15 protein-coding genes and 1 pseudogene are annotated in these 21,692 nt (G+C 47.8%); 9 read left to right on the forward strand and 7 right to left on the reverse strand.

What is annotated here, in order from left to right; translation table 11 throughout:
* Positions 1 to 273: 273 nt before the first annotated feature.
* Entirely contained in the window at positions 274 to 2,154 is a 1,881-nt protein-coding gene (locus tag IQ257_RS02745; RefSeq protein WP_193873106.1) for a protein kinase domain-containing protein, read from the reverse strand.
* Between the two features lie 249 nt (positions 2,155 to 2,403).
* Here IQ257_RS02745 and moaA point away from each other — a divergent pair, with 249 nt between their 5' ends.
* The gene (gene moaA, locus IQ257_RS02750) at positions 2,404 to 3,390 is read left to right on the forward strand and encodes a GTP 3',8-cyclase MoaA (RefSeq protein WP_193873107.1); all 987 of its coding nucleotides are present in this window, start codon (positions 2,404 to 2,406) and stop codon (positions 3,388 to 3,390) included.
* Positions 3,391 to 3,476: 86 nt separating this feature from the next.
* Here the strand turns inward: moaA and rpsD are convergent, their stop codons facing one another.
* On the reverse strand, positions 3,477 to 4,085 hold the full coding sequence (gene rpsD, locus IQ257_RS02755; protein WP_193873108.1) for a 30S ribosomal protein S4: 609 nt from the start codon (positions 4,083 to 4,085) through the stop codon (positions 3,477 to 3,479).
* A 178-nt stretch (positions 4,086 to 4,263) separates the two neighbouring features.
* Here rpsD and IQ257_RS02760 point away from each other — a divergent pair, with 178 nt between their 5' ends.
* From IQ257_RS02760 to IQ257_RS02775, 4 genes are all read left to right on the forward strand, one after another.
* Positions 4,264 to 5,310 (forward strand): glutathione S-transferase family protein, encoded by a 1,047-nt coding sequence (locus tag IQ257_RS02760; RefSeq protein ID WP_193873109.1) that lies wholly within the window; start codon positions 4,264 to 4,266, stop codon positions 5,308 to 5,310.
* Positions 5,311 to 5,437: 127 nt separating this feature from the next.
* On the forward strand, positions 5,438 to 6,727 hold the full coding sequence (locus IQ257_RS02765; protein WP_193873110.1) for an ATP-binding protein: 1,290 nt from the start codon (positions 5,438 to 5,440) through the stop codon (positions 6,725 to 6,727).
* A gap of 103 nt (positions 6,728 to 6,830) precedes the next feature.
* Entirely contained in the window at positions 6,831 to 8,132 is a 1,302-nt protein-coding gene (locus IQ257_RS02770) for a tellurite resistance TerB C-terminal domain-containing protein (RefSeq protein WP_193873111.1), read from the forward strand.
* 132 nt (positions 8,133 to 8,264) lie between these two features.
* On the forward strand, positions 8,265 to 8,609 hold the full coding sequence (locus tag IQ257_RS02775; RefSeq protein WP_193873112.1) for a (2Fe-2S) ferredoxin domain-containing protein: 345 nt from the start codon (positions 8,265 to 8,267) through the stop codon (positions 8,607 to 8,609).
* Between the two features lie 2 nt (positions 8,610 to 8,611).
* Here the strand turns inward: IQ257_RS02775 and IQ257_RS02780 are convergent.
* A pseudogene (locus tag IQ257_RS02780) lies at positions 8,612 to 8,821 on the reverse strand (winged helix-turn-helix domain-containing protein); the annotation flags it as partial.
* 785 nt (positions 8,822 to 9,606) lie between these two features.
* On the opposite strand from IQ257_RS02780, the gene IQ257_RS02785 reads away from it, so the two are divergent.
* Positions 9,607 to 12,180, forward strand: a complete 2,574-nt coding sequence (locus IQ257_RS02785) for a CHAT domain-containing protein (RefSeq protein WP_228060365.1) — start codon at positions 9,607 to 9,609, stop codon at positions 12,178 to 12,180.
* Positions 12,181 to 12,272: 92 nt separating this feature from the next.
* Here the strand turns inward: IQ257_RS02785 and ndhD1 are convergent, their stop codons facing one another.
* From ndhD1 to IQ257_RS02805, 4 genes are all read right to left on the reverse strand, one after another.
* Complete coding sequence (ndhD1, locus tag IQ257_RS02790) at positions 12,273 to 13,898, reverse strand: photosynthetic/respiratory NAD(P)H-quinone oxidoreductase subunit D1 (protein WP_193873113.1); 1,626 nt, start codon at positions 13,896 to 13,898, stop codon at positions 12,273 to 12,275.
* 87 nt (positions 13,899 to 13,985) lie between these two features.
* Positions 13,986 to 16,040, reverse strand: coding sequence for an NAD(P)H-quinone oxidoreductase subunit 5 (locus IQ257_RS02795; RefSeq protein ID WP_193873114.1), 2,055 nt, complete (start codon positions 16,038 to 16,040; stop codon positions 13,986 to 13,988).
* A 243-nt stretch (positions 16,041 to 16,283) separates the two neighbouring features.
* On the reverse strand, positions 16,284 to 16,685 hold the full coding sequence (gene trxA, locus IQ257_RS02800) for a thioredoxin (RefSeq protein ID WP_193873115.1): 402 nt from the start codon (positions 16,683 to 16,685) through the stop codon (positions 16,284 to 16,286).
* Between the two features lie 90 nt (positions 16,686 to 16,775).
* Entirely contained in the window at positions 16,776 to 17,492 is a 717-nt protein-coding gene (locus IQ257_RS02805) for an NnrU family protein (RefSeq protein ID WP_193873121.1), read from the reverse strand.
* 200 nt (positions 17,493 to 17,692) lie between these two features.
* On the opposite strand from IQ257_RS02805, the gene IQ257_RS02810 reads away from it, so the two are divergent.
* From IQ257_RS02810 to IQ257_RS02820, 3 genes are all read left to right on the forward strand, one after another.
* Positions 17,693 to 18,703: a LysR family transcriptional regulator gene (locus IQ257_RS02810; RefSeq protein WP_193873116.1), complete on the forward strand. Its 1,011-nt coding sequence runs from the start codon at positions 17,693 to 17,695 to the stop codon at positions 18,701 to 18,703.
* A 138-nt stretch (positions 18,704 to 18,841) separates the two neighbouring features.
* The gene (locus IQ257_RS02815) at positions 18,842 to 20,353 is read left to right on the forward strand and encodes a serine/threonine-protein kinase (RefSeq protein WP_193932920.1); all 1,512 of its coding nucleotides are present in this window, start codon (positions 18,842 to 18,844) and stop codon (positions 20,351 to 20,353) included.
* An 81-nt stretch (positions 20,354 to 20,434) separates the two neighbouring features.
* The gene (locus IQ257_RS02820) at positions 20,435 to 21,361 is read left to right on the forward strand and encodes a phosphate ABC transporter substrate-binding protein (RefSeq protein ID WP_193879154.1); all 927 of its coding nucleotides are present in this window, start codon (positions 20,435 to 20,437) and stop codon (positions 21,359 to 21,361) included.
* The last annotated feature ends 331 nt before the right edge of the window (positions 21,362 to 21,692 follow it).

The raw sequence follows: 21,692 nt of genomic DNA on the forward strand, positions 1-21,692 counted from the left end.
ATAAATCGAGTCTAGTCAATTCTATCCACGCGACTAGACGGATGAGAAGATTAAAAATCAATCTTTATTAAATCTTTATAGAAATTTTATTAAAAATTTAAAAACTAGTCTCACTCAATTCAGGTTGCCCAGACGTTCAAAAAATTCTGAACTCCTTTGTTCAAACCGATTCTTTAGGGGAGCATCCCCAATGTCAGTCGATCAAAAACTCAGTATAATTACAGGGGTTTGCAACGAGCGTGAAGTACATTTTGACCCCCCTAAACCCGTTCTTTACGGCGTAACCGGGTTTCCCCCAGTCGCTGCGGGTGAAGGATCAACGGATTCTTGGGGATTGGGTTTCGGATTTTGAGTCTCAGGTTGTGTCGGCGAAGGGGGGGTTTCCTGATTCCCTTCAGTGTCGGCTTTGCGCTGCGTAGCTTTCCGAACTAAATCATTTAACTTTTCTCGCCAATAGCGCTGCTCAGGAAAATTGCTGTCAGATGCATAAATGATCACATCAACATAGCGACCTTCATCAAAGGCTTGTTGAATGTTATTAAACTTCGCCTTAGCCTCTGACCATTCTTGCTGCCATTCTCCGATTTTCTTCTGAGCTTCTTCAAAAGCTGGACTGCTGGGAAGAACGGATTGAGCATCAGCGATCGCTTCATCCAATTTACCCTGTTGGTATTTTTCCGCCGCTGTGGTGAGTTTGCTGTCACCATTATCAGCGGGTTTAGGTTTATCTTTTGGCTTCTCTGGTGAGGGTTTTGGCGCGGGAGTGTTAATGACAACTGGACTGGGTTGGGTTTCAACTGGAGTCGGACTAGGTTGGGTCTGAGCAACGGTCGGATTAGCTGAGGTACAGTCTATATACTGTCTTTCCTTAAAAACCCATCCTTTCGCTGGAGAGCTAATCTCCGCCCAACCATTTTGTTCAGTGCCGGTCAGTGCTAGCTTTGTTCCTTTGGAAACTGTATCAACAACACTTCCTTGCGGTTGTGATCGAACATTTAACACTCCAACTGCCACCGTGCAAGTTCCTACGCCATCACCGAACGCACCTAAGGAACTCTGACGAATGGCGTAAGCCATACTCACTCCACCCACAACAATCGCCATGCCAATACCCAGTACCAGTGGCAGTTTGTCAGATCGAGAAGGTGGAGGATAGCTAGATGGAGGAGTAGGAGTAGGAGCTGGAGGTCGAGGAGGAGCGGCAGGCGCAACCGCCATGGTAGCCTGTTCTGAAAGGGGAGCTGGATTGTGTGGTGGTAGAGTTTGTCTGGGAGTAGAGATACCCTGAGCCGATGGGTAAGCAGGGTTTGTTGGAGAATAGCTCGATGGGGAAGCTGTCAACTGCTGTAGTGCTTGTAGCGCTTCACCTGCCGATTGGTAGCGGTCTTTGAAGTGATAGCTTACCATCCGATTGAGAATATAAGCCAATCCTCGACTAATTGACACCAGATGCTGCCAGAGAATTTCACCGGTATTCAGGTCTTCCTGCAACTCGGCTGGCATCCGACCCGTGAGTGCTTGGATACCAATAATACCCAACCCGTAGATATCGCTACTGGGTCGTGGCTGACCCATTGCCTGTTCGCTAGACATATAGCCAGGGGTGCCAACGGCAACAGTATTATTCACCGAACCGTAACCGCTAGCCAGTTGAGTGCGAATTTGCTTAACTGCACCAAAGTCTACTAATACTAATTTATTGTCAGAGTTGCGGCGGATCAGGTTGTCGGGCTTGATATCACGATGGATGACACCGTGGCGGTGAACAAAATCTACAATGCCCAAGACTTCTTTGAGCAACTCCATCACCCGCTTTTCATCCCAGCGCTGACCGGGCTGTAACTCTTGGCTTAAGGTATGCCCTTCCACAAATTCTTGAACCAGGTAAAATTCCTGGTCTTCCTCGAAGTATGCCAGCAAGCGGGGAATTTGGTCGTGATTGCCAAGCTGTTCGAGGGTTTCAGCTTCACTGGTGAACAGGCGTCGGGCAGTTTCTAGGAAGCTAGGTTCCTGGTTGGCAGGCTGGAGATGCTTGACCACGCAGATAGGATTACCGGGACGTCTGGTATCCTGTGCCAGGTAGGTTCTACCAAATCCACCAGCACCTAGAACTTGGGTGATGTAGTAACGTCCGTCGAGTAACTTGCCTAACATGGATGATGACGCCCTTGAGAGTCCACTTGTCAATATTTACATACGCGGGTAGAGACTGTGTGCCAGGATTGTGCCAATTTTATTTTTAGTCTTGGCTGTCTAGCCGTTCAAGATTCTTATTATGGAGGGATGGGGGGATGGGAGACGTTCTTAATTAAGGTTGATTCAACAAATTTCGATATCAGAAGAGTTTTCAAGATTGGCTGGGGGCAACTGCTCCTAAAATCTCAGCCGAATAACTAACGACCCATGAATACTGTCGATTATCTCCGAATTAGCCTCATTGACCGCTGCAATTTCCGTTGCCAGTACTGTATGCCGGAAGGAGCAGAACTGGATTATATCCTGCAACAGGAATTGCTGACCCATGAGGAACTGCTGACGCTACTTAAGGAGGTGTTTATGCCATTGGGATTTAGAAAGTTTCGCCTCACGGGGGGCGAACCCTTGCTGCGTCCGGGGGTTGTGGATTTGGTGAGAGCAATTGCATCCCTTCCCGAAACGGAAGATCTTGCCATGACGACCAATGCCTTTTTATTGGCAGGCATGGCACAGGAACTCTACGACGCAGGGTTGCGGCGCATCAACATCAGCCTCGACTCTCTCAATCCTGATACGTTTGACAAAATTATCAGCAATCGAGGACGTTCCCGCTGGCAGCAAACCTGGGAAGGTATTCAAGCTGCACATCGGGTGGGATTTGACCCTCTGAAGCTAAATGTAGTCGTGATTCCCGGTGTAAATGATACAGAAGTAATAGATTTAGCAGCACTGACGATTGACCGCAGGTGGCACATTCGGTTTATTGAGTTCATGCCCATTGGGAATACTCAACTGTTTAACAAGCGTGCTTGGATACCGTCTGAAGAACTGCGGCAGCAGATTCGTTCTCACTGGGGTTTGGGCGAGTCTAATGTGCGGGGCAATGGTCCGGCTGATGTCTTCCAGATTCCTGGTGCTTTAGGAACGTTGGGCTTTATCAGCCAAATGTCAGAATGTTTTTGCGATCGCTGTAACCGGATGCGCCTATCTGCTGATGGTTGGTTGCGTCCCTGTCTGCTTAATGAGACGGGTCAAATTGACTTAAAATCTGCTCTGCGTAGCGGTGTTAAATTACCTGAATTGAGAGAACGAGTGCGGCAGTTGCTGGTACTCAAACCAGAGATTAACTTTAAGCAGCGAGACTCTGGAACAGAAGGCACGTACACTCGCACTATGTCACAAATTGGCGGATAGTCATTAGTCCTTGGTCATTGGTCATTAGTCATTCCCGTAGTAACAAACGACGAAGGACAAAAGACAAACGACAAAGGACTAATAACTTAAGCTTTCCGTGAGTAGTACTCAACCACTAGTAGTTCGTTGATTTGTAGGGCTACCCACTCGCGCTCGACAACACTATTAACCTTGCCGGTGAATGTGTTTTTGTCAAACTCTAAATGGCTAGGCAGGTTTGCCAGTCCGGGGTATTCCATATTTTGTTGGACTAAACGCCGAGAGCGTTCAGTGTCTTTGACACCAATCACGTCTCCAGGACGGCACTGATAGCTGGCAATATTAACCACGCGACCGTTCACCATAACGTGACCATGATTTACCAACTGACGCGCACCGGGAATGGTTCCTGCCATTCCCAGACGAAAGACGGTATTATCCAGTCGCATTTCTAGGAGTTGCAGTAAGGATTGACCCGTTGAACCCGTTGCCCGACGAGCTTTGCGGACATAGCGAAGCAACTGTTTTTCCGAGACTCCGTAGTTGTACCGGAGTTTCTGCTTTTCTTCCAAGCGGATGGCATATTCTGAGCGCTTCCGGCGACCTTGACCGTGCTGACCTGGCGGGTAAGACCGCCGAGGCGTCTTGCGAGTCAGACCCGGAAGGTCGCCCAGACGACGCACTACCCGCAAGCGCGGGCCTCGATATCGCGACATATAACTTCCTTGTTCCTGTGCTAACTGAACGTTTACCCAAAACTATTATGATACACCTTTCTAGGGAGTGCTTTTTGTTTAATTTAATTTTTTTGTTCTTCCCCACCTCCTCTACTGCCTCTCTATTCACTCATCAAATAGACTAGTTATATATTGGTAAGCTCTTCGAGCGAATGCAATGTCACAGCCTACCCCTCCCAAACCCCAAAAAAAAGGGAAGTCACTCCCTGCAAAATTCATCATCAGACTCGGAAAATGGGTCTGGACTACCTTATGGCACCTGATGATGTCGCAGCTTGCCCCCCGCAGTCAGTCGGGAGAGTACATTCGCCCAGAAAGCCAGTTCAGAAACACCATTAGCACCCAAGAGGGAAACCCTTACCAACCCGCAGCAGGACGCTACCGCCTTTATGTGGGACTCGGATGCCCTTGGGCGCACCGCACTCTCGTCGTTCGCGCACTCAAAGGGCTCGAAGATGTTATATCGGTGTCCGTCGTGTCTCCTTCTCCTATTGAGGGGGGCTGGGTACTCAACCAAGAAGAAGAGGGTTGCCGCACCCTGGCTGAACTGTACCAGTTAGCCCAACCTGGTTACAGCGGACGTTCTACGGTTCCTGTACTCTGGGATAACCAGACGAAGACGATTGTCAATAACGAGAGTGCTGAGATTATTATCCTGTTAAACTCCCAGTTCAACGAATTTGCCAAAAATCCCGCACAAGAACTTTATCCAGAGGAACTGCAAGGGCAAATCGAACAGTGGAATGAGAAAATTTACCCTGCCGTCAACAATGGCGTGTATCGCTGCGGCTTTGCCCAGACTCAGGAGGCATACAACAACGCCTGCAATGAGTTGTTTGCAACTTTAGATGAAATTGATATGGCACTAGAGAGGAGTCGATATCTGTGCGGGGACAACGTTACCCTTGCAGACGTGCGTCTTTTTACTACCCTGTTCCGCTTTGATATCGTGTACTACGGATTGTTTAAGTGCAATCGCCAAAGAATTCAGGACTATAAGAACCTAGGGGGCTATCTGCGTGACTTGTATCAGCTTTCTGGAGTCGCTGGCACCTGTGATTTAGAGAGCGTGAAGCGTGACTACTACGGCAACCTGTTTCCCCTTAACCCCGGTGGAATTATCCCTACAGGTCCGGATATTACGAACCTCCTCGAACCCCATGAACGTGAAAGCAGCGGCAAACAGACTGTTTTGCAAGATTAAAATTTTTCTGGGAAGCGATCGCAATTCTTAAGTAAAAAAGGGAACTGCAACGGTTAAAGGGAATTACCGATTAAAGTCTAATTAACCTCTTTAACCAGACATGAGATAATTGATTAAAATAGCATCCATGTCATCTCTAAACAAGCCAGCGATCATTTCCAGCCGATTTATCAGATGCCAAGCCGCATCCTTGCTGCTTTATCAATCTGTTTTGAGCAGTGAAGTTGGGCATACTTTCCTCCACCTGTTGCACACTCTAGGGCGGAATGAGGAGAATAGGCTCGCCTGCCTTATTGCTTATGGCGAATGGTTCCAAGCTTTAGCAAATAGAGGTAAAAGTTGGCAAGATTACCTGATTGGGCGAATTCTGCGCGATGATAATCCCTTTACTCGGCAAGTCCAGCGAGTTGCCGTGAATGATTTACCCTCAGCCTTGGTATCTGCTGCTCAACAGGATTTACTCAACCTGCAAAGTCTCTACGAATGCAGTGGCGAACAAATCAGTCGCTGGGTACAAAAAGCATCTCAATTAGAGGTAGAGCCGATTCCTTGGAGTGTCGAATCATTACAGTCAACATTTCTGCAACAGAAAAGTAACTGGGCAGATGCCCTAGAGGATTTAGCTGCCTACTACCGACAACATGGTACAGGGTTATGGGCTGAATATCGCGCTTTGCATTGGCAGTCGGGACAGCTTGTTGGTATTGCCCATCCTGATCCTGTCCAGCTTGAAGAACTGAGGGGTTATGACTCCCAAAAAGCTACTTTGGTAAAGAATACAGAGTTTCTGCTAGCTGGATATCCTGCCCTACACGTTCTGCTCTACGGCAGTCGTGGTTCAGGGAAGTCTTCATTAGTCAAGGGATTATTACAAAACTATAGCAGTCGTGGCTTACGGCTGATTGAAGTTGCCAAATCAGACTTGAAGGAGCTGCCTGCAATTGTCGAGCAAGTGCGGGATTTACCTCAGAAGTTTATCATCTTTGTGGATGACCTCTCCTTTGAGGAAGACGATGATGCCTTTAAAGCTTTGAAAGTGGTATTAGAAGGGAGTGTAACAGCTCGACCGCCCAATGTCGTAGTCTATGCAACATCGAATCGGCGGCACCTAGTTCGGGAATTTTTTGGCGATCGCCCCCGTCCCAGCGATAATGATGAAGTCCATGGCTGGGATACTGTTCAAGAGAAGTTATCATTTAGCGATCGCTTTGGCTTAACCCTAACCTTTGAGCCAGCCAACCAAAACACTTACCTGCAAATTGTTCAACATTTGGCAAATAGAGCTGGTATTAATCTCCCTCAAGAGGAACTAGAGTATCGTGCTCTCCAGTGGGCAACCCGCCACAACGGACGTTCCGGACGCAGCGCTCGACAGTTTGTTGATTTTCTTAGGGGCGAGTTAGCCATGAGCCATTAGCTCTTAACCTTCAATCTTGATTCGTCATCATTATGCTGAAAAAGAGGCTATTAGCAAGAAGCCGAGAGCGTGAATCAATGCTCCATGACCAGATTAATGACTAATGACCCAGCTAGTCAATCAGATTCTTCTCGGTGCCGTTGCCTTTGCAGTTAGCTTTGGTATTGGATTGTTCACCAACCCCAACAAAGCACTCTTGAATGGTGCTATTACTGTAGTGGCTAGCTCTGTTGGAGCCATGGTAGCTGAAAAGCGACGTCTCGAACAGGAAAAACGGCACAAGCATTCTTTACTCAATCAGATTCAAGACTTTGAAGAAGAAGAAAGCTTGCTTTATGAATCCCTCTCCAAGGCGATGGCAATCGAACATCAGTTAGAAGCTAGTGTCAGTGCTTTACAAGGTGAACGTAGCCAACTTTTACACCGAATTTCTGAACTTCACACCCAACGTAACGAACTGTATCAAGAACTCGGTGATGTTCAGCAGCAAAAACAGCAGCAACTCCAAGAAATTTACAATCTGCAAACGCAAATTCGTCAGATTGAAAAACACCAATCCGAACTGAATCAATCTTTGTGGGCAAAAACTGCCCAAGTTCCACCCGCAGAAACTCGCTTAAATCGCTTGCATACGGAACTAGAAGAACTCCAAAGCCAAATTGCCGACAAACTCACTCAACACGAACAACTCTATGAAGACTTAATCACTCTCGAACATAAAAAACAGGAGTTGGGAGGGGAAGCTTATGACTTGCAGACGCAAATCCTCGCACTTAAACAGCGTTGGGAAGAACTGAATCAATCTTTATTATTCTTGCGGATACAGCAGCAGCAAGTTCAAGGCAGCTTAACGTCTCTCAAATCTGAACTCCATCAATTGCAAAGCCAAGTTTCGCAAAAACAGCAACAACAGGAACAACTCAGCCAAGATTTGGCAACCTTAGAGACTCTAAAACAGCAGATAGAAACCGATTATCAGTATTTGCAAACGCAAATGGAAGCCCTCCAAAGGCAAAACCCAGAAATGTTTCAGTATTCCTCCAAGGAAATACAGGGTAAGCTATCTGGGATATTACCAGAAGAATGGTGGGAATGGCTGGATTTTATTCAACAGCTCAGTGAAGATGATAAAGTGGTATTTAAGGCAATTTTAGAGCGAGACGAAGCGACATTAAAGCGAATTGCCTCAGAAAAGCTAACCATGCCTCAAGTTTTAATTACTTCAATTAATGATCGGACGTTAGAAAAATTTAATGATATTCTCTTCTTCAGTGATGGAACCTCCATAATTCCAGAATTGAATGAAGATTATTTATCTATATTGGTTAAATCCAGAACGGTTTGTTTTAAGGATTTATTAGAACTCAACCTTCATCAGTCTAGTAAAATAAGTCTCCTTCACTGACTGTTCCCTTACTATAGCCAGTCTATTTGATTGGTGATCATACAGATGAGTAGAGGGAATGGGGAATGGGGAATGGGAAATTTCACAATTCTTTTAGGCTGACTATCTGGCATTCGTTAAGATGGAATAGCGATGCGTAACACCGGACAACGAGTGGCAACAGATTCCCAAGAAAACGGTTCAAAATCAGAAAAAGGCTGTGTCCTAATCTGCCAGCATACCTCTTGTAAGGCAAATGGTTCGGCAGATGTACTTGCTGCCTTTGAAGCGGCTGGAGATACTGACTTTGAGATCAAAGCTGCGGAGTGCCAAGGACAGTGCAGTTCTGGTCCTACAGTGCGAATTTTACCAGAAGAAACCTGGTACTGTCGTGTTAAACCCAATGACGTACCAGTTATTGTCGAACAGAATCTCAAGGGAGGCATACGGGTTGAAGAGAAGCTGAATCCACGCATTCATATGCGGTTTAGTTTTTGAGTTCAGTCACGTAGCACGTAACCCAAACTTCGCACCGTTTGAACTAGACGTTTTTCACCTTTGGCTTCAAGCTTCAGCCGCAGATAGCGCACATAAACCTCAATGATATTAGAGTCTCCCATAAAGTCGTAACCCCAGACCTGTTCCAGGATTTGGTCGCGGATGAGGACTTGTCGGGGATGGGTAAGCAAGTAACGGGACAGTAAATATTCAGCATCAATCCTACCTCTGAATATTCACACCCACCGATAGATTTTTGCTTGAGTGTTTTTTTGTGACAATACTAAACCCTTCATTTTAAATCAAACTATCAACAATTTTAGATGTGTTTACCCTGGCAACTCCAGATTTGTTAATCCCATTTTGGTTTAACTAAATTAGAGGGGTAAAAAATGCGATCGCAGCTTATAAAAACGAAGAAATCTGGGAGAAACTCCATCTGGCAATGGTTTGCTATTTTATAGTCCTAAAGGGATAAAAGAAGACTAATTTCCTGAAAAGGAATGGAGATCTGGCAAACTCCACTCGAACAACTTCCTCTAGTGTTCCTCTCGTACAGTCGTTGCTATGATAAGAGAGACTCAAGTCAATTTAGCTCCGAACGGGTTAAAGCAATTCAAGCGCTTTCCGATCAGGAGTGAACATCTTGAAGTCTGACTAGATGCTAAACCCAGAGGTTGATTCCTGTCGTGAGTGCCATGCCTCACCCGGAGGCTGTTCATGTCAAAAAAAACCAGCCCAAATCACTGAGCTGGGAAACGTCAATCAGGGTGCATCTACCATTCCACTATTCCGGAATAGGCTAGAGCGATCCGGAAAAATCCTAGACCAGTTATCTCTTAGATGAAACCCAAACTCACAATCAGCCAGAAATCAAGAGGAGCAAAAGTGTATTTACCCTATATTGGTTTGAGACGGCTGGCAGAGTTGAGGGAAACTTTCAAACCTGAAAATCAATCTATGGAGAGTAAAGTAAAGATACTGAAATTTTAAAACGTTGTACGATTCAACTCAAGCCTCTATATTTAACGAAATTGATCGGGCAGTAGCCGTGGCGCAGGAATTCCACATCTCTGTAACCCCCCTAGGGAAAGACCAATACCTGGTACGCATCGAAGACGTTGCGCCCGGAGTGCCATTGGCAGAAGAACAAGTTCAATGGCCCGTGGACGAGTGGTTAGGAAAGGCACGGCAGTTAATGAATGACCCCCTCTGGGGTTTGTTCCACGGAACGATTGGCGGTGTGGATGATATCTTTGCGTCATCGATGTCAAATCAGTCTGTCAATTCATCCTGCCTCAACCTAGTAGCACTGGGTCAGCAACTTTATAACGCCTTATTTCAGGGTAGTTTGCGAGATAGTTGGATGATGGCGCAAGCGATCGCACAAAATCAGCGGCAGGTTTTGCGGTTGCGCTTGGGACTCAAAGGCAATCGCCTGCCTCGCCTACCATGGGAAGTACTCTATGAAGGCAACCGTCCTCTGGCAACGGGAACCGACGTGGCATTTTCCCGCTACCAACCCAGTACAGGGTTGATGAGACCGCTTCGAGAACCTCTCTATCAGGCTAATCAACCCCTAAAAATTTTGATGGTGATAGCAGGTCCAAGCGATCAAGAAAGTTTGGAACTCGCCCAAGAAGCTGCTCACCTGCAAGAAGAACTTAAAAACCGTTCCCGCCATGAACTCCCCGCTATTGAACTCACAATTTTAGAACAGCCGGGACGAGAGCAACTCACCCAAGCTCTCGAACAAGGTCAATATCAAGTTTTCCACTACGCCGGTCACAGCAGCTTGGGCGACTCGGGTGGTGATGTTTACCTCGTCAGCAACAAAACAGGTTTAACCGAAACCTTAAACGGTGATGATTTAGCTGGATTGCTCGCCAATAATGGTGTTCAGCTCGCTGTCTTTAACTCCTGTCGCGGTGCCTATACTGCTACCTCTGACCCCCTAGACAACGGCAAAGATCGTAATTTGGCAGAAGCCTTGGTCAAGCAGGGAATTCCTGGGGTGCTGGCGATGGCAGAGCGAATTCCCGATGAGGTGGCGCTAACTTTAACTCGGCTGCTTTACCGCAATCTCAATCAAGGTTATCCCATTGACCTCAGCCTCAGTCGGGCGCGACAAGGGCTGATTTCATCCTATGGGTCAAACCAACTCTATTGGGCGCTGCCAGTACTATACTTGCATTCCAAATTTGATGGATTTCTGACAAATGTTAGTGACAATCACAATAACAGAGAAGAGCGGTTGCTGTTGCCAGAGCCGTCAGAAACGTCGATTGTTTCATCAAGCCAAGACACCCTATTTACTCCATCCCCACCCTTGAACTCTGCTAGTTTTTTGGAGGATGAGTTAGCCTCTGAAACCCTATATCCGTTGTCTGGATATGACGATGAAGGGTTTAACGACTGGATGAATGAAGTCGCATCAGACGATGAAGGAGACGACCCCTCCATCTTCATCAGAGGTTTGCTCGACCAACTAGATACCCCAGCCACCAGCGACGAATCGATACTGCCTGGGTTAGATGCCAAGAATTCTGGTAGAACAGCATCAGATACGGAGGATTGGCAATTTCCTAATAATGAAAGGGTTACTCCCCCTCAGGAATCGACAGTCCCCATTCATCCTGTCCCAACCACTCAGTCACCGCCACCCCAATCAGCAAACACGGCTACGGCTTCGGCATCCGTTCAACCTTCACAGCCGAGACGTTCGAGGAGCGGGTGGCAAATACTGCGCTCCCTTCCCAGGCTATGGATGGTTCTTGGAATAACGGGTATAGTTGCGATCGCTCTTTTAGGCGCTTGGTTCTTCTGGAACCGCCAACCGCGCCCAGGAGATTTATTCACGGATGCAGGTTCCCCAGTTCCCAGTCTTCCCCAGTCTACTGATTCCAAACCAGTCGATTTGGCAAAAGCTGACACCTCAACCGTCACTAATATTGCCATCGAACAATTCAATCGAGGGAATATTGCTGCCGGGGAAGAGGCTGTCGAGGCATTGCTCGATAGAGGCGCTTTACCTCAAGCCGACGCTGCCCTAGCTGCTATTCCACCCTTACAGCTTGAGCGTCCTGCTGTTAGTTTCTTGAGAGGGCGTCTGGCATGGCAGGCGATTCAAACTGGCAGTGAAAACTACAATTTGGACGATGTACGGCGTTACTGGGAAACCGCTGTTAAAGGGCAACCGGACTCGGCTCAATACCTGAATGCCTTAGGCTTTGCTTTCTATGCCGAAGGGGATTTCGAGCGAGCCAATAATGCTTGGTTGGATGCACTAACCCAGATTGAAACAGAACCTGCAGCCGGGGATGCTGCCGAACCACCCCCCAACAACGAAGCCCTGGCATCCTATGCAGGATTGGCGCTGGGATTCTGGAAATCAGCTCAAGAGCAGCCAGCTCCTAAACGGGCGAATTTATTAAACGAATCCTCTAAGCTACGTCAAAAAGTTCTTCAAGATGAACCTGTTAACTTTCAACCAGACGCCCTCAGCAAAAATTGGTTATGGTCAGAGCAAGCTATTCAAGATTGGCGATCGCTGTTAGCTTTGGAAAAATAAAGGGAGTAGGGAATAGGGCAGAAAACTCAATTGAACGCAGTAAGGGTACGGTATACCGTACCCTTACTATAATTCTTGAAATATGTCAATCCCTAGCGACCCTTTACCTTTAGTAGAGGTGCTAACCTGGCGCGATCGCTCTCTCCAATCCCAGGTGCTGTTACCGACAACATCGGTTGATTCCGTTCAGCCACAGCAGGTTGCACCAGCGTTGGCACTGACTCCCGCAACCGCGCCGTTAATTGCTGCGTTGTCGCATCGTACATCTGCGTCAGAACCTTGGGATACAAGCCAATGCCGATAATCGGCACTAACAAACAGGCAATGATAAACACCTCTCGCGGTTCCGCATCCTGCAAGACTTCGTGTTCCACCAGTTCCTTGTTTTCAGGACCGTAGAAAATCTCCCGCAGATTCGACAGCAGATAAATCGGTGTGAGAATTACCCCAACGGCTGCCAGAAACACGACAATCACCTTAAAGGTGGAATTGTAGGCATCACTGGTGGCAAAGCCGACAAACACCATCAACTCTGCCACAAACCCACTCATCCCTGGCAGCGCTAAAGATGCCAAGGAACAAGTCGTCCACATGGCAAACATCTTCTTCATTTTCCGACCCACGCCCCCCATTTCATCCAGCATCAGGGTATGCGTCCGGTCATAGGTAGCACCCACCAAGAAAAAGAGACTAGCACCAATCAATCCGTGGGATACCATTTGCAGCACGGCACCGCTCAATCCCAAATCTGTAAACGAACCAATCCCAATCAACACAAATCCCATGTGGGAAATGGAAGAGTAAGCAATTTTTCGCTTCAGGCTACGTTGAGCAAAGGCAGTTAGAGCCGCGTAAACGATATTAACGACGCCCAGAATCACCAAAACGGGTGCAAAGTAGGCATGGGCATCGGGCAGCATCCCCGCATTCATCCGAATCAGGGCATATCCCCCCATCTTCAAGAGAATCCCAGCCAGCAACATATGTACGGGTGCCGTGGCTTCGCCATGGGCATCGGGCAACCAGGTATGCAACGGGAAGATTGGCAGCTTAACCCCGTAGGCAATCAGAAAGGCTGCATACATCCACAGTTGAAAGTTCAGGGCGTAATCTTTAAGCGCCAGGGACTGCATATCAAAACTGACAGTATCCCCGTAGAATGCCATCGATAAGGCAGCCAGCAGAATAAACAGGGAACCCCCTGCTGTATACAAGATGAACTTGGTTGCCGCATACAGACGCTTTTTGCCTCCCCAAATAGACAGCAGCAGGTAAACCGGAACTAACTCCAGTTCCCATACCAGGAAAAACAACAGCATATCCTGAACGGCAAACACAGCAATCTGACCACCGTACATTGCCAGCATCAGGAAGTAAAACAGCTTGGGTTTCAGCGTCACGGGCCACGCTGCCAGAATTGCCAGCGTCGTCATAAAGCCGGTCAGCATAACTAGGGGCATCGACAAGCCATCAACCCCCACTGACCAATTCAAATCTAGGGACGACACCCAGCTATACTTTTCGACCAGTTGCAGTCCCGGATTACCAAAGTCATACTCTCTGACAAAAGCACAGACAATGAGAACAAAATCAATCAGCCCTACAATCAGGGCATACCAGCGTTCCCAAACGCCGTTCTTCTCCGGCAGAAAGGGAATTCCCAGAGAAGCGACGATGGGAAAAAGAATAATTATTGTTAGCCAGGGAAAATCTGTCATTTGTTGTTATTCGTCATTGGTCATCGGTCATTAGTCATTGGTCATTAGTTTTTAGCAAAGGACAAATGACAAATGACTAACAACGTTTTACGTCAACCCAGAAACAACCACAAAACCCAAAACGGCTGCAAAGATAATTAGAGCGTAGAATTGGGCGCGACCATTTTCTAGATATTTCAGACCTTCACCACTCAAGAGCGTAAAAAAGCCCGTCAGGTTAACTGCACCATCTACCACACGATAGTCCACTTCCATCACCTGCCGTGCTAGTCGGCGACTTCCCTGAACAAACAAGCGATCGTAAATATTGTCGAAGTACCACTTGTTGAGGGACAACTCGTAAAGTTGCGGGAATTTTTTAGCGATCGCGGCTGGGTCGATCTTCCGCATCCGGTACATGAGGGACGCCACGGTAATGCCAATCAGGGCAATTCCCACAGAACTCCCTGCCATCACTAGAAATTCTGTCCAGTTAAACGCCGCTTCGTGGGCGACTACTTCGCTGACGGTTTCTCCAAGGGGATGGATAAACTCCTCAAAGTAGTTATCAAAGGGCATCCCGACCAAACCGATTAGCGTTGACGGTACTGCCAACAGCAGCAACGGCAGAGTCATGGTTATGGGTGACTCATGGGGAAATTCACTATGACCGTGATCGTCCTCGTGGGCAGCCAGTTCTCGCTTATCCATTGCCCCAGGTCCAAAGGCTGGAACAGGTTCAGCTACTACTGCTTTGAGTTGCTGCCGGATACTGGTCATATTGCCCCGGAAGTCTCCCTCAAAGGTTAAGAAATACATCCGGAACATATAGAACGCGGTTAGACCTGCGGTAAGCCAGCCAATAATCCATAGTGCGGGATTGGCTGCAAAGGCACTACCCAAGATTTCATCCTTAGACCAGAACCCAGCAAAGGGGGGAATCCCACAGATGGCAAGTGTACCGATGAAAAACGTCAGGGAGGTAATCGGCATATACTTGCGTAAACCCCCCATCAGCCGCATATCCTGCGCTAAATCTGGGTCATGACCGACGACCCCCTCCATACCGTGAATCACGGAACCGGAACACAGGAACAGCATTGCCTTGAAATAGGCATGGGTCATCAGGTGGAATAAACCAGCACTATAAGCGCCGATGCCCATCGCCATCACCATATAACCCAACTGAGAGATGGTGGAATAGGCTAGACCTTTCTTAATGTCATTTTGAGTAACAGCGATCGTGGCTCCTAAAAACGCGGTAAATCCTCCCGTCCAAGCGATCGTATTCATCACCACGGGAATTCCATCAAACACGGGGTACATCCGGGCAATTAAAAAGACCCCAGCCGCCACCATTGTCGCAGCGTGAATCAACGCCGAAATTGGTGTCGGACCTTCCATGGCATCAGGAAGCCAGACGTGCAGAGGGAATTGGGCAGATTTCGCCACGGGTCCCAAAAATACTAATACGGCAAACAGAGCAGCTAGACCCGCACTAATGTAGCCGGATTCCACAAAAGCTTGCAGATGAGCACCCATGACATCAAACTCAAAGCTGCCGGTTGCCCAATAAAGCCCCAGCATCCCCAAGAGTAGCCCAAAGTCACCGACTCGGTTAACAACAAACGCTTTTTGACAAGCATCGGCTGCTGCTTTGCGGTCATACCAGAACCCGATCAGCAGGTAAGAACACATACCGACCAGTTCCCAGAAAATGTAAACCTGCACGAGGTTGGGACTGACGACCAAACCCAACATCGAGGAGCTAAACAAACTCAAATAGGCATAGAAGCGCACATAACCGGGGTCATGAGCCATATAGCCATCGGTATAGACCATAACCAGAAAGGCTACCGTAGTCACAATAACCAGCATCAGAGCCGTTAGGTGGTCGATGGTGTAACCCATCATCAGGTGAAACTTTCCGGCTGATGCCCATTCTAGAGAACGGGTAAACGACTCGTGTCCGTGGAACTGACTCCAGAAGAGCGCAAAGGAAAGAACCATCGACGCCCCCAGCAAGGAGACGATAAACACGGCTACAAGCTGTCGTAAACGGTTAGTGGCTTTGTTTAATGAGATTAGCCCTAGACCGACCAGCATCGCCCCGAGTAAGGGCAAAACTGGAATCAGCCAGGCGTATTGATAAAGCGGTTCCATGAAAGACAGCCTACTTTAGATTTCTTCACTATTTTGGCAAACCGTTAACAACTGTGACATAGACCTATTGAAAAATAAAGCGGCATCAGACCCAGGAACCGCCAGTAAAAATACTTATCCAATAAAAAACCATCGGTTGATTGATTCTGCCGATGGTTATACTCGAAAACTTGTAATAAGTAGTTTTTAGGAAATCAAAGGGAAAAGGGCAGAAGGTCTCCCCTTCCCCTTAATCCCGTACAGCTACGCTGCTTTTTGGGTCGTGTTATCCAACGAGGTTGTTACCATACCTTTATTCAGTAAATCAGCCGACTTGGGCACAGAGGTGACTACGAGCTTTTTTAAGGCAGCACGCAGGTCGTCCCGCCCATTGAACCCTTCTAAGCGGCGAACTAATTGACCGTTCTCAAATAAGAGCAGTGTCGGCAGAGATTTGAGTTTGTAGGTAGTGGCAAGCTTGAGGTTGTTATCCGCGTTCACCCGAACGACTTTGACCTGCTCGCTCCATTCCATCTGAAGCTCTTGAAGGAGCGGATGGATGAGCCGACACAAGCCGCACCAGGGTGCCCAAAAATCCACTAGAACGGTTTTGGACGTTTCTAAAACCTCTTGTTTAAAAGTTTGCTCGTTAACAGACAACACCATGATCCCTCGCAGTACTATAGAGCGTTTTTACAATTGTTTGGGATCATGCTACATCTATTTGGGATCATCTGATCAAGAAAACTACCTCTTCTACCACTTGATCGCTGCTGTTCCTTTCATTAGCAGGGGATGTGCCCACCACAGCAGACCGATGAACCCCATTACCCCCACATACGCAGGACGCAGGAATTCTTCCCATTTCAGCGCCTGACGACCCTGGAGAACAGCCAAGAAGGGAATCACAGAGGTACGAGCCTTGACTACTTCAAACGCTTCGCCATAGCGTGCCAAAAGGCGTCTGTCGCCATGCCAGACGGCAAACAGATGGTGCAGGACTAACCCAATAGAACTTAGCAGGGTGAAGCTAGTGCCAATCCAGAGGGTATGGGCAACACACCAGATAACCTGTCCAACCATTTGGGGATGTCGGGTAATGCGAATGATACCCGTCTCGTAGAGGTGAACTTGGGGCTTTTGGACGGCGGCAATTTCTAATAAGTTGAACGTCGCTGGATAGAGGAACAGGAACGAAATAGCCGAAAGTCCCCAAACCAAGGGTTGGATGCCGGGAATTCCCTGCACCTGCCAGAGCTGCACGCCGTCATAGCGGTGGTTAAAAAAGTAAATTATTAATACAACTGCTAAGGGAAGACTGACAAGGGCGAAGCCAATCCGGTAAACTCTAGCACCAATAAGTTTTTCGCCCCACGGTCGGAGCGCCGCTAAACCACTGTGAGCGATCGCAAATCCCAACAGCAATCCTACCATCACCAAATGGCTGGATGTGAACCCAGTCAACAACCTCATAAAATATGCCATCGATTCTTTGAACATTTAATCGTAGCAATTATTCTCAAGGACTTGATCCCTTGTTGTGTTACTGTCGATTTCAGCAGAGGTTTACACACTTGTTGCAGGCAATTTGAGCTATCGCTGAAGTCCGATGCCCGATCTAGACCCCCTTGGGTTGCCTGTTTTTGCTCCTTTTTGATGATGGTTTAGCTGCTATGTCTGACCTTCCTTTCACTCTCGATCAACTCCGCATTCTCAAAGCGATCGCTTCTGAGGGGAGTTTCAAACGCGCCGCAGATAGCCTTTACGTTTCGCAACCTGCCGTTAGCTTGCAGGTGCAAAACTTAGAACGGCAGCTCGACGTACCCCTGTTTGATCGGGGCGGACGCCGAGCGCAACTGACGGAAGCGGGACACCTGCTTCTCAGCTACGGGGAAAAAATCCTAACCCTCTGTCAGGAAACCTGCCGTGCTATTGAAGACTTGCAAAATCTTCAAGGTGGTACTCTGATTGTCGGTGCGTCTCAAACCACCGGCACCTATCTCCTCCCCCGGATGATTGGCTTGTTCCGGCAGAAGTATCCCGATGTTTCGGTGCAACTCCAGGTTCACTCGACTCGCCGCACCTCTTGGAGTGTTGCCAATGGGCAGGTTGATTTGGCAATTATCGGTGGCGAAGTTCCCACTGAACTCCAAGAAACGTTACATATTATGCCATACTCTGAAGATGAGCTGGCGTTGATTTTACCAGTCTTTCATCCCCTGGCAAAAGTGGGAACAGTCCAAAAAGACGACCTGTACAAGTTGCAGTTCATCGCCCTTGACTCCCAATCCACGATTCGGAAAGTGATCGACCAAGTTCTCACCCGGTGTGGCATTGATACTAGGCGTCTAAAAATTGAGATGGAACTCAACTCCATTGAGGCAATCAAAAATGCGGTGCAATCTGGGCTAGGGGCATCCTTTGTTTCAATTTCAGCGATCGAGAAAGAGTTGCAAATGGGTGTTCTGCATCGAGCAACTATGGATGGCGTGGTTGTCAAGCGGATGCTGTCTTTAATTGTCAACCCCCATCGCTACCGTTCCAAGGCAGCCGAAGCCTTTAGCCACGAGATTCTACCGGAGTTTGCTCCTCCTGAATGGCAAGAAACACTACCCGTATCATCCCCCATGACCGCCCATAAACTCAATAGTACCGCTTCTCAACCCACAGAAAAGTTAAGCTAAGTTTTTATTAGAGGCTAGAGCTTTAAGGTAGTGGTTTGGCTTGTGACTCGTTCTGTCACTTGCCTAAACGACTGGTGACAGTTAATGCCCCTCAAGGCTTTTTAGCGGCTAGTTTTTGAGTAGTTAGCCCTGCGGAATATGGAAATTCATTGCACCCGTCCTGGCTGCCCCCGTCCCCAAAACTTCTTTGCCGATCTTGACGACAAAGCAACGCTCCAGACGGCACAGCAAAAGTACTGTACCACTTGTGGAATGCCACTGATTTTAGTGGGTCGTTACGTTCCGACAAAGTTACTGGGGCAGGGAGGCTTTGGCACAGCGTTTCTAGCCCGCGATCGCTACACGCCAACGATGCGCTATTGTGTGGTGAAGCAGTTTCAGCCTTCGGGTGACTTGAGTCCCCAACAGTTGGATATCGCCCAAAACTTATTCGAGCGGGAGGCAGAAGTTTTAGAGCAACTTGGTAGCACTCATCCCCAAATCCCGGATCTTTTCGCATTCTTCCCCTTAAGCATTCCTAACCCTTCTCAAGCCTCTAAGGAAGACCAGTTTTTCTACCTAGTTCAAGAATTTATTGACGGACAAAACTTAGAGGAAGAACTAAACACAAAAGGAAAATTCTCTGAACCTGAAGTCCTCGAAATACTTCAGGAAATGCTTGAGGTGCTGAAGTTTGTCCACAACAATGGCTCAATCCATCGAGATATTAAGCCCTCGAATATCATGCGCCATCGCAACGGGCGTCTGTATCTGTTGGATTTTGGTGCTGTCAAGCAGGTAACAACAGCCGCAGCCGGGACACCCTCTGGCAGATCAACCGGCATTTATTCTCAGGGATATGCACCACCAGAGCAGATGGCTGGTGCGCAAGTCTACCCCTCAACCGACTTGTACGCCTTGGCAGTGACTTTGATTACTCTGCTGACCGGGAAAGAAACTGGAGAGCTGTATGATTCTTACAGCAATAGTTGGAACTGGCACAATTATGCTCAGGTTAGTGATACCTTGGCAGATGTTTTAGATCGAATGCTCCTGGCAACGCCTAACCAGCGTTTTGGATCAGCTCAAGAGGTGCTTGAGGCTATTACAGCACCACCGCCACCGCCACCGTTACCCCCACCACCGACTATTCAATCCTCTAGTCGTCCTTTAATCACGCCTCCATCAAGCACCTCTCACCCCCCCAGTCAAACCAAACGACGAACATCAGCACCCTCTGTTAACCCATCCCCATCGGTTCAACCGTCTAATCCTCCATCCACCCCAGTCGCACCTCTCACCCCTCGATCGATATCCAAACAACCGAGATTTTCCATAGTGGAAGTTTTGGCTGGGGCAGCCTTTACGGGATTTGAGGGGGCGTTGCTGTTCACCGCCCTACGCAGCTTACTGGGGATATCGGGGATTAGCGTTGGAGTATTAGGCATGATTGTCGGTGGGCTGATTTTTGCTCAGTACCGCCGCCTTATTGAAGGGAAAGATTTAGCAATTTTGGCGGGTTTGACAGTGGCGCTCATGCTGATTCCAGGATTGAGGGCGGGTTTACCAATTCCTTCGGTACTGGTGGTAGGGGTTTTGGTTGGAGCTGGTGCGATCGCTATAACTGCTTTATTTCGCTTGATTTATATGTTGCTATCCCGGTTGTTTTGAAATTCTTTGATTCCCCAACGTTCTAGGAATAAGTGTAGACCAACTCCGACAGATTTATACAGGTCAGAAAAACCAATCGATATGTCCCAGAAAAACGAAACAACTGTTTTAGTTTTAGCCCTTCTGATTACACTGGGGGTAGTAGGTGTTGGGGTTTGGTGGTTAACCCGCAAGTCTGGCTTTAATCTTGGAATCTTAACGGGGGGAGGCAATAACAACCTGCCAAACCCGTCCCAAACCGTTCAACCAACGGAAACGTCTTCTACTTTCCCCCCACCCCAAACTGTACCTAGTGGCACAACGGTGAGCATTGAAGGCTCAACCAGCATGGTGCAAATTAATCAAGCGCTCAAGAACAGTTTTGAGCAGCAGTTTCCAGGTACGATGGTTAATGGGCAAGCAGGTGGGACAGACCTGGGTATTCAGTCGGTTTTAGCGGGTAATGCCGATATTGCCGCCATCTCTCGCCCTCTTACTTCTCAGGAACAAAGTCAGGGCTTAGTCGCTGTACCCGTGATGAGGGATGCGATCGCGATTGTGGTTGGTGACCAAAATCCATTTCGCACGGGCTTAACTCAGGCAGAGGTTGTCGGAATCTTCCAAGGGCAGATTACCGATTGGTCTGGTGTGGGAGGGCAACCTGGTATGATTCGAGTAATCAACCGTCCTGCTTTTAGTGGCACTCATCAAGCCTTTCGAGAACTGGTACTTGGGGGACAAAATTTTGGCGCAACTCCCAACATCGTAACGATGCAGCAGGATGTTACTACACCCATACTGCGGGAATTGGGAACGGATGGGATTAGCTATGCCACTTATGCCCAAGTGAAAAACCAACGAACAGTACGAACTGTGGCTGTGGATGGCTTGACGGCAGAGGCACCCAATTATCCGTATCAACGGCAACTGTATTACGTTTACAAGCAACCTGCCAGTCCCCAGGTGCAAGCCTTTCTGGGCTATGTGAATTCACCTCAAGGACAGCAAGCTATCCAGACTATAGAGTAATACTATTTATTTTTTAGAGTTCCCCAACTCACATCTTGCACTATTCTCTCTAAATTCTTTGTTCCCTGTTGCCTAATATCCGTCGTGTGACAGGTGAGGATGTGGACTGTAGGATTTAATTTAATGTTGCGATAAATGTGATGACGGAGAGACAGGGATAAAGATGGAGGGCAAACGTTTATGAAATTGGTATAATACCAAAGTGCTAAAGATTTAAAATATCTGGATCTACGTGGAGCTAAACAGGGCAAGGGTTTTACGACAATCATGTCTACTTTTTTTTAAAAAACTGGTATAATAGCTTACTATTTTGCGATCGCATTATAGACTT

This window comes from Coleofasciculus sp. LEGE 07092 (assembly GCF_015207375.1).
Classification (GTDB): Bacteria; Cyanobacteriota; Cyanobacteriia; order Cyanobacteriales; family Coleofasciculaceae; genus LEGE-07092.

Coding starts and splice junctions, on each gene's coding strand:
- IQ257_RS02805 (WP_193873121.1), bottom strand. CDS start 17,492: ATGAGGTTGTTGACTGGGTTCACATCCAGCCATTTGGTGATGGTAGGA.
- IQ257_RS02775 (WP_193873112.1), top strand. CDS start 8,265: ATGCGTAACACCGGACAACGAGTGGCAACAGATTCCCAAGAAAACGGT.
- ndhD1 (WP_193873113.1), bottom strand. CDS start 13,898: ATGACAGATTTTCCCTGGCTAACAATAATTATTCTTTTTCCCATCGTC.
- IQ257_RS02745 (WP_193873106.1), bottom strand. CDS start 2,154: ATGTTAGGCAAGTTACTCGACGGACGTTACTACATCACCCAAGTTCTA.
- rpsD (WP_193873108.1), bottom strand. CDS start 4,085: ATGTCGCGATATCGAGGCCCGCGCTTGCGGGTAGTGCGTCGTCTGGGC.
- IQ257_RS02820 (WP_193879154.1), top strand. CDS start 20,435: ATGTCCCAGAAAAACGAAACAACTGTTTTAGTTTTAGCCCTTCTGATT.
- trxA (WP_193873115.1), bottom strand. CDS start 16,685: ATGGTGTTGTCTGTTAACGAGCAAACTTTTAAACAAGAGGTTTTAGAA.
- IQ257_RS02810 (WP_193873116.1), top strand. CDS start 17,693: ATGTCTGACCTTCCTTTCACTCTCGATCAACTCCGCATTCTCAAAGCG.
- IQ257_RS02760 (WP_193873109.1), top strand. CDS start 4,264: ATGTCACAGCCTACCCCTCCCAAACCCCAAAAAAAAGGGAAGTCACTC.
- IQ257_RS02815 (WP_193932920.1), top strand. CDS start 18,842: ATGGAAATTCATTGCACCCGTCCTGGCTGCCCCCGTCCCCAAAACTTC.
- IQ257_RS02770 (WP_193873111.1), top strand. CDS start 6,831: ATGACCCAGCTAGTCAATCAGATTCTTCTCGGTGCCGTTGCCTTTGCA.
- IQ257_RS02765 (WP_193873110.1), top strand. CDS start 5,438: ATGTCATCTCTAAACAAGCCAGCGATCATTTCCAGCCGATTTATCAGA.
- IQ257_RS02795 (WP_193873114.1), bottom strand. CDS start 16,040: ATGGAACCGCTTTATCAATACGCCTGGCTGATTCCAGTTTTGCCCTTA.
- moaA (WP_193873107.1), top strand. CDS start 2,404: ATGAATACTGTCGATTATCTCCGAATTAGCCTCATTGACCGCTGCAAT.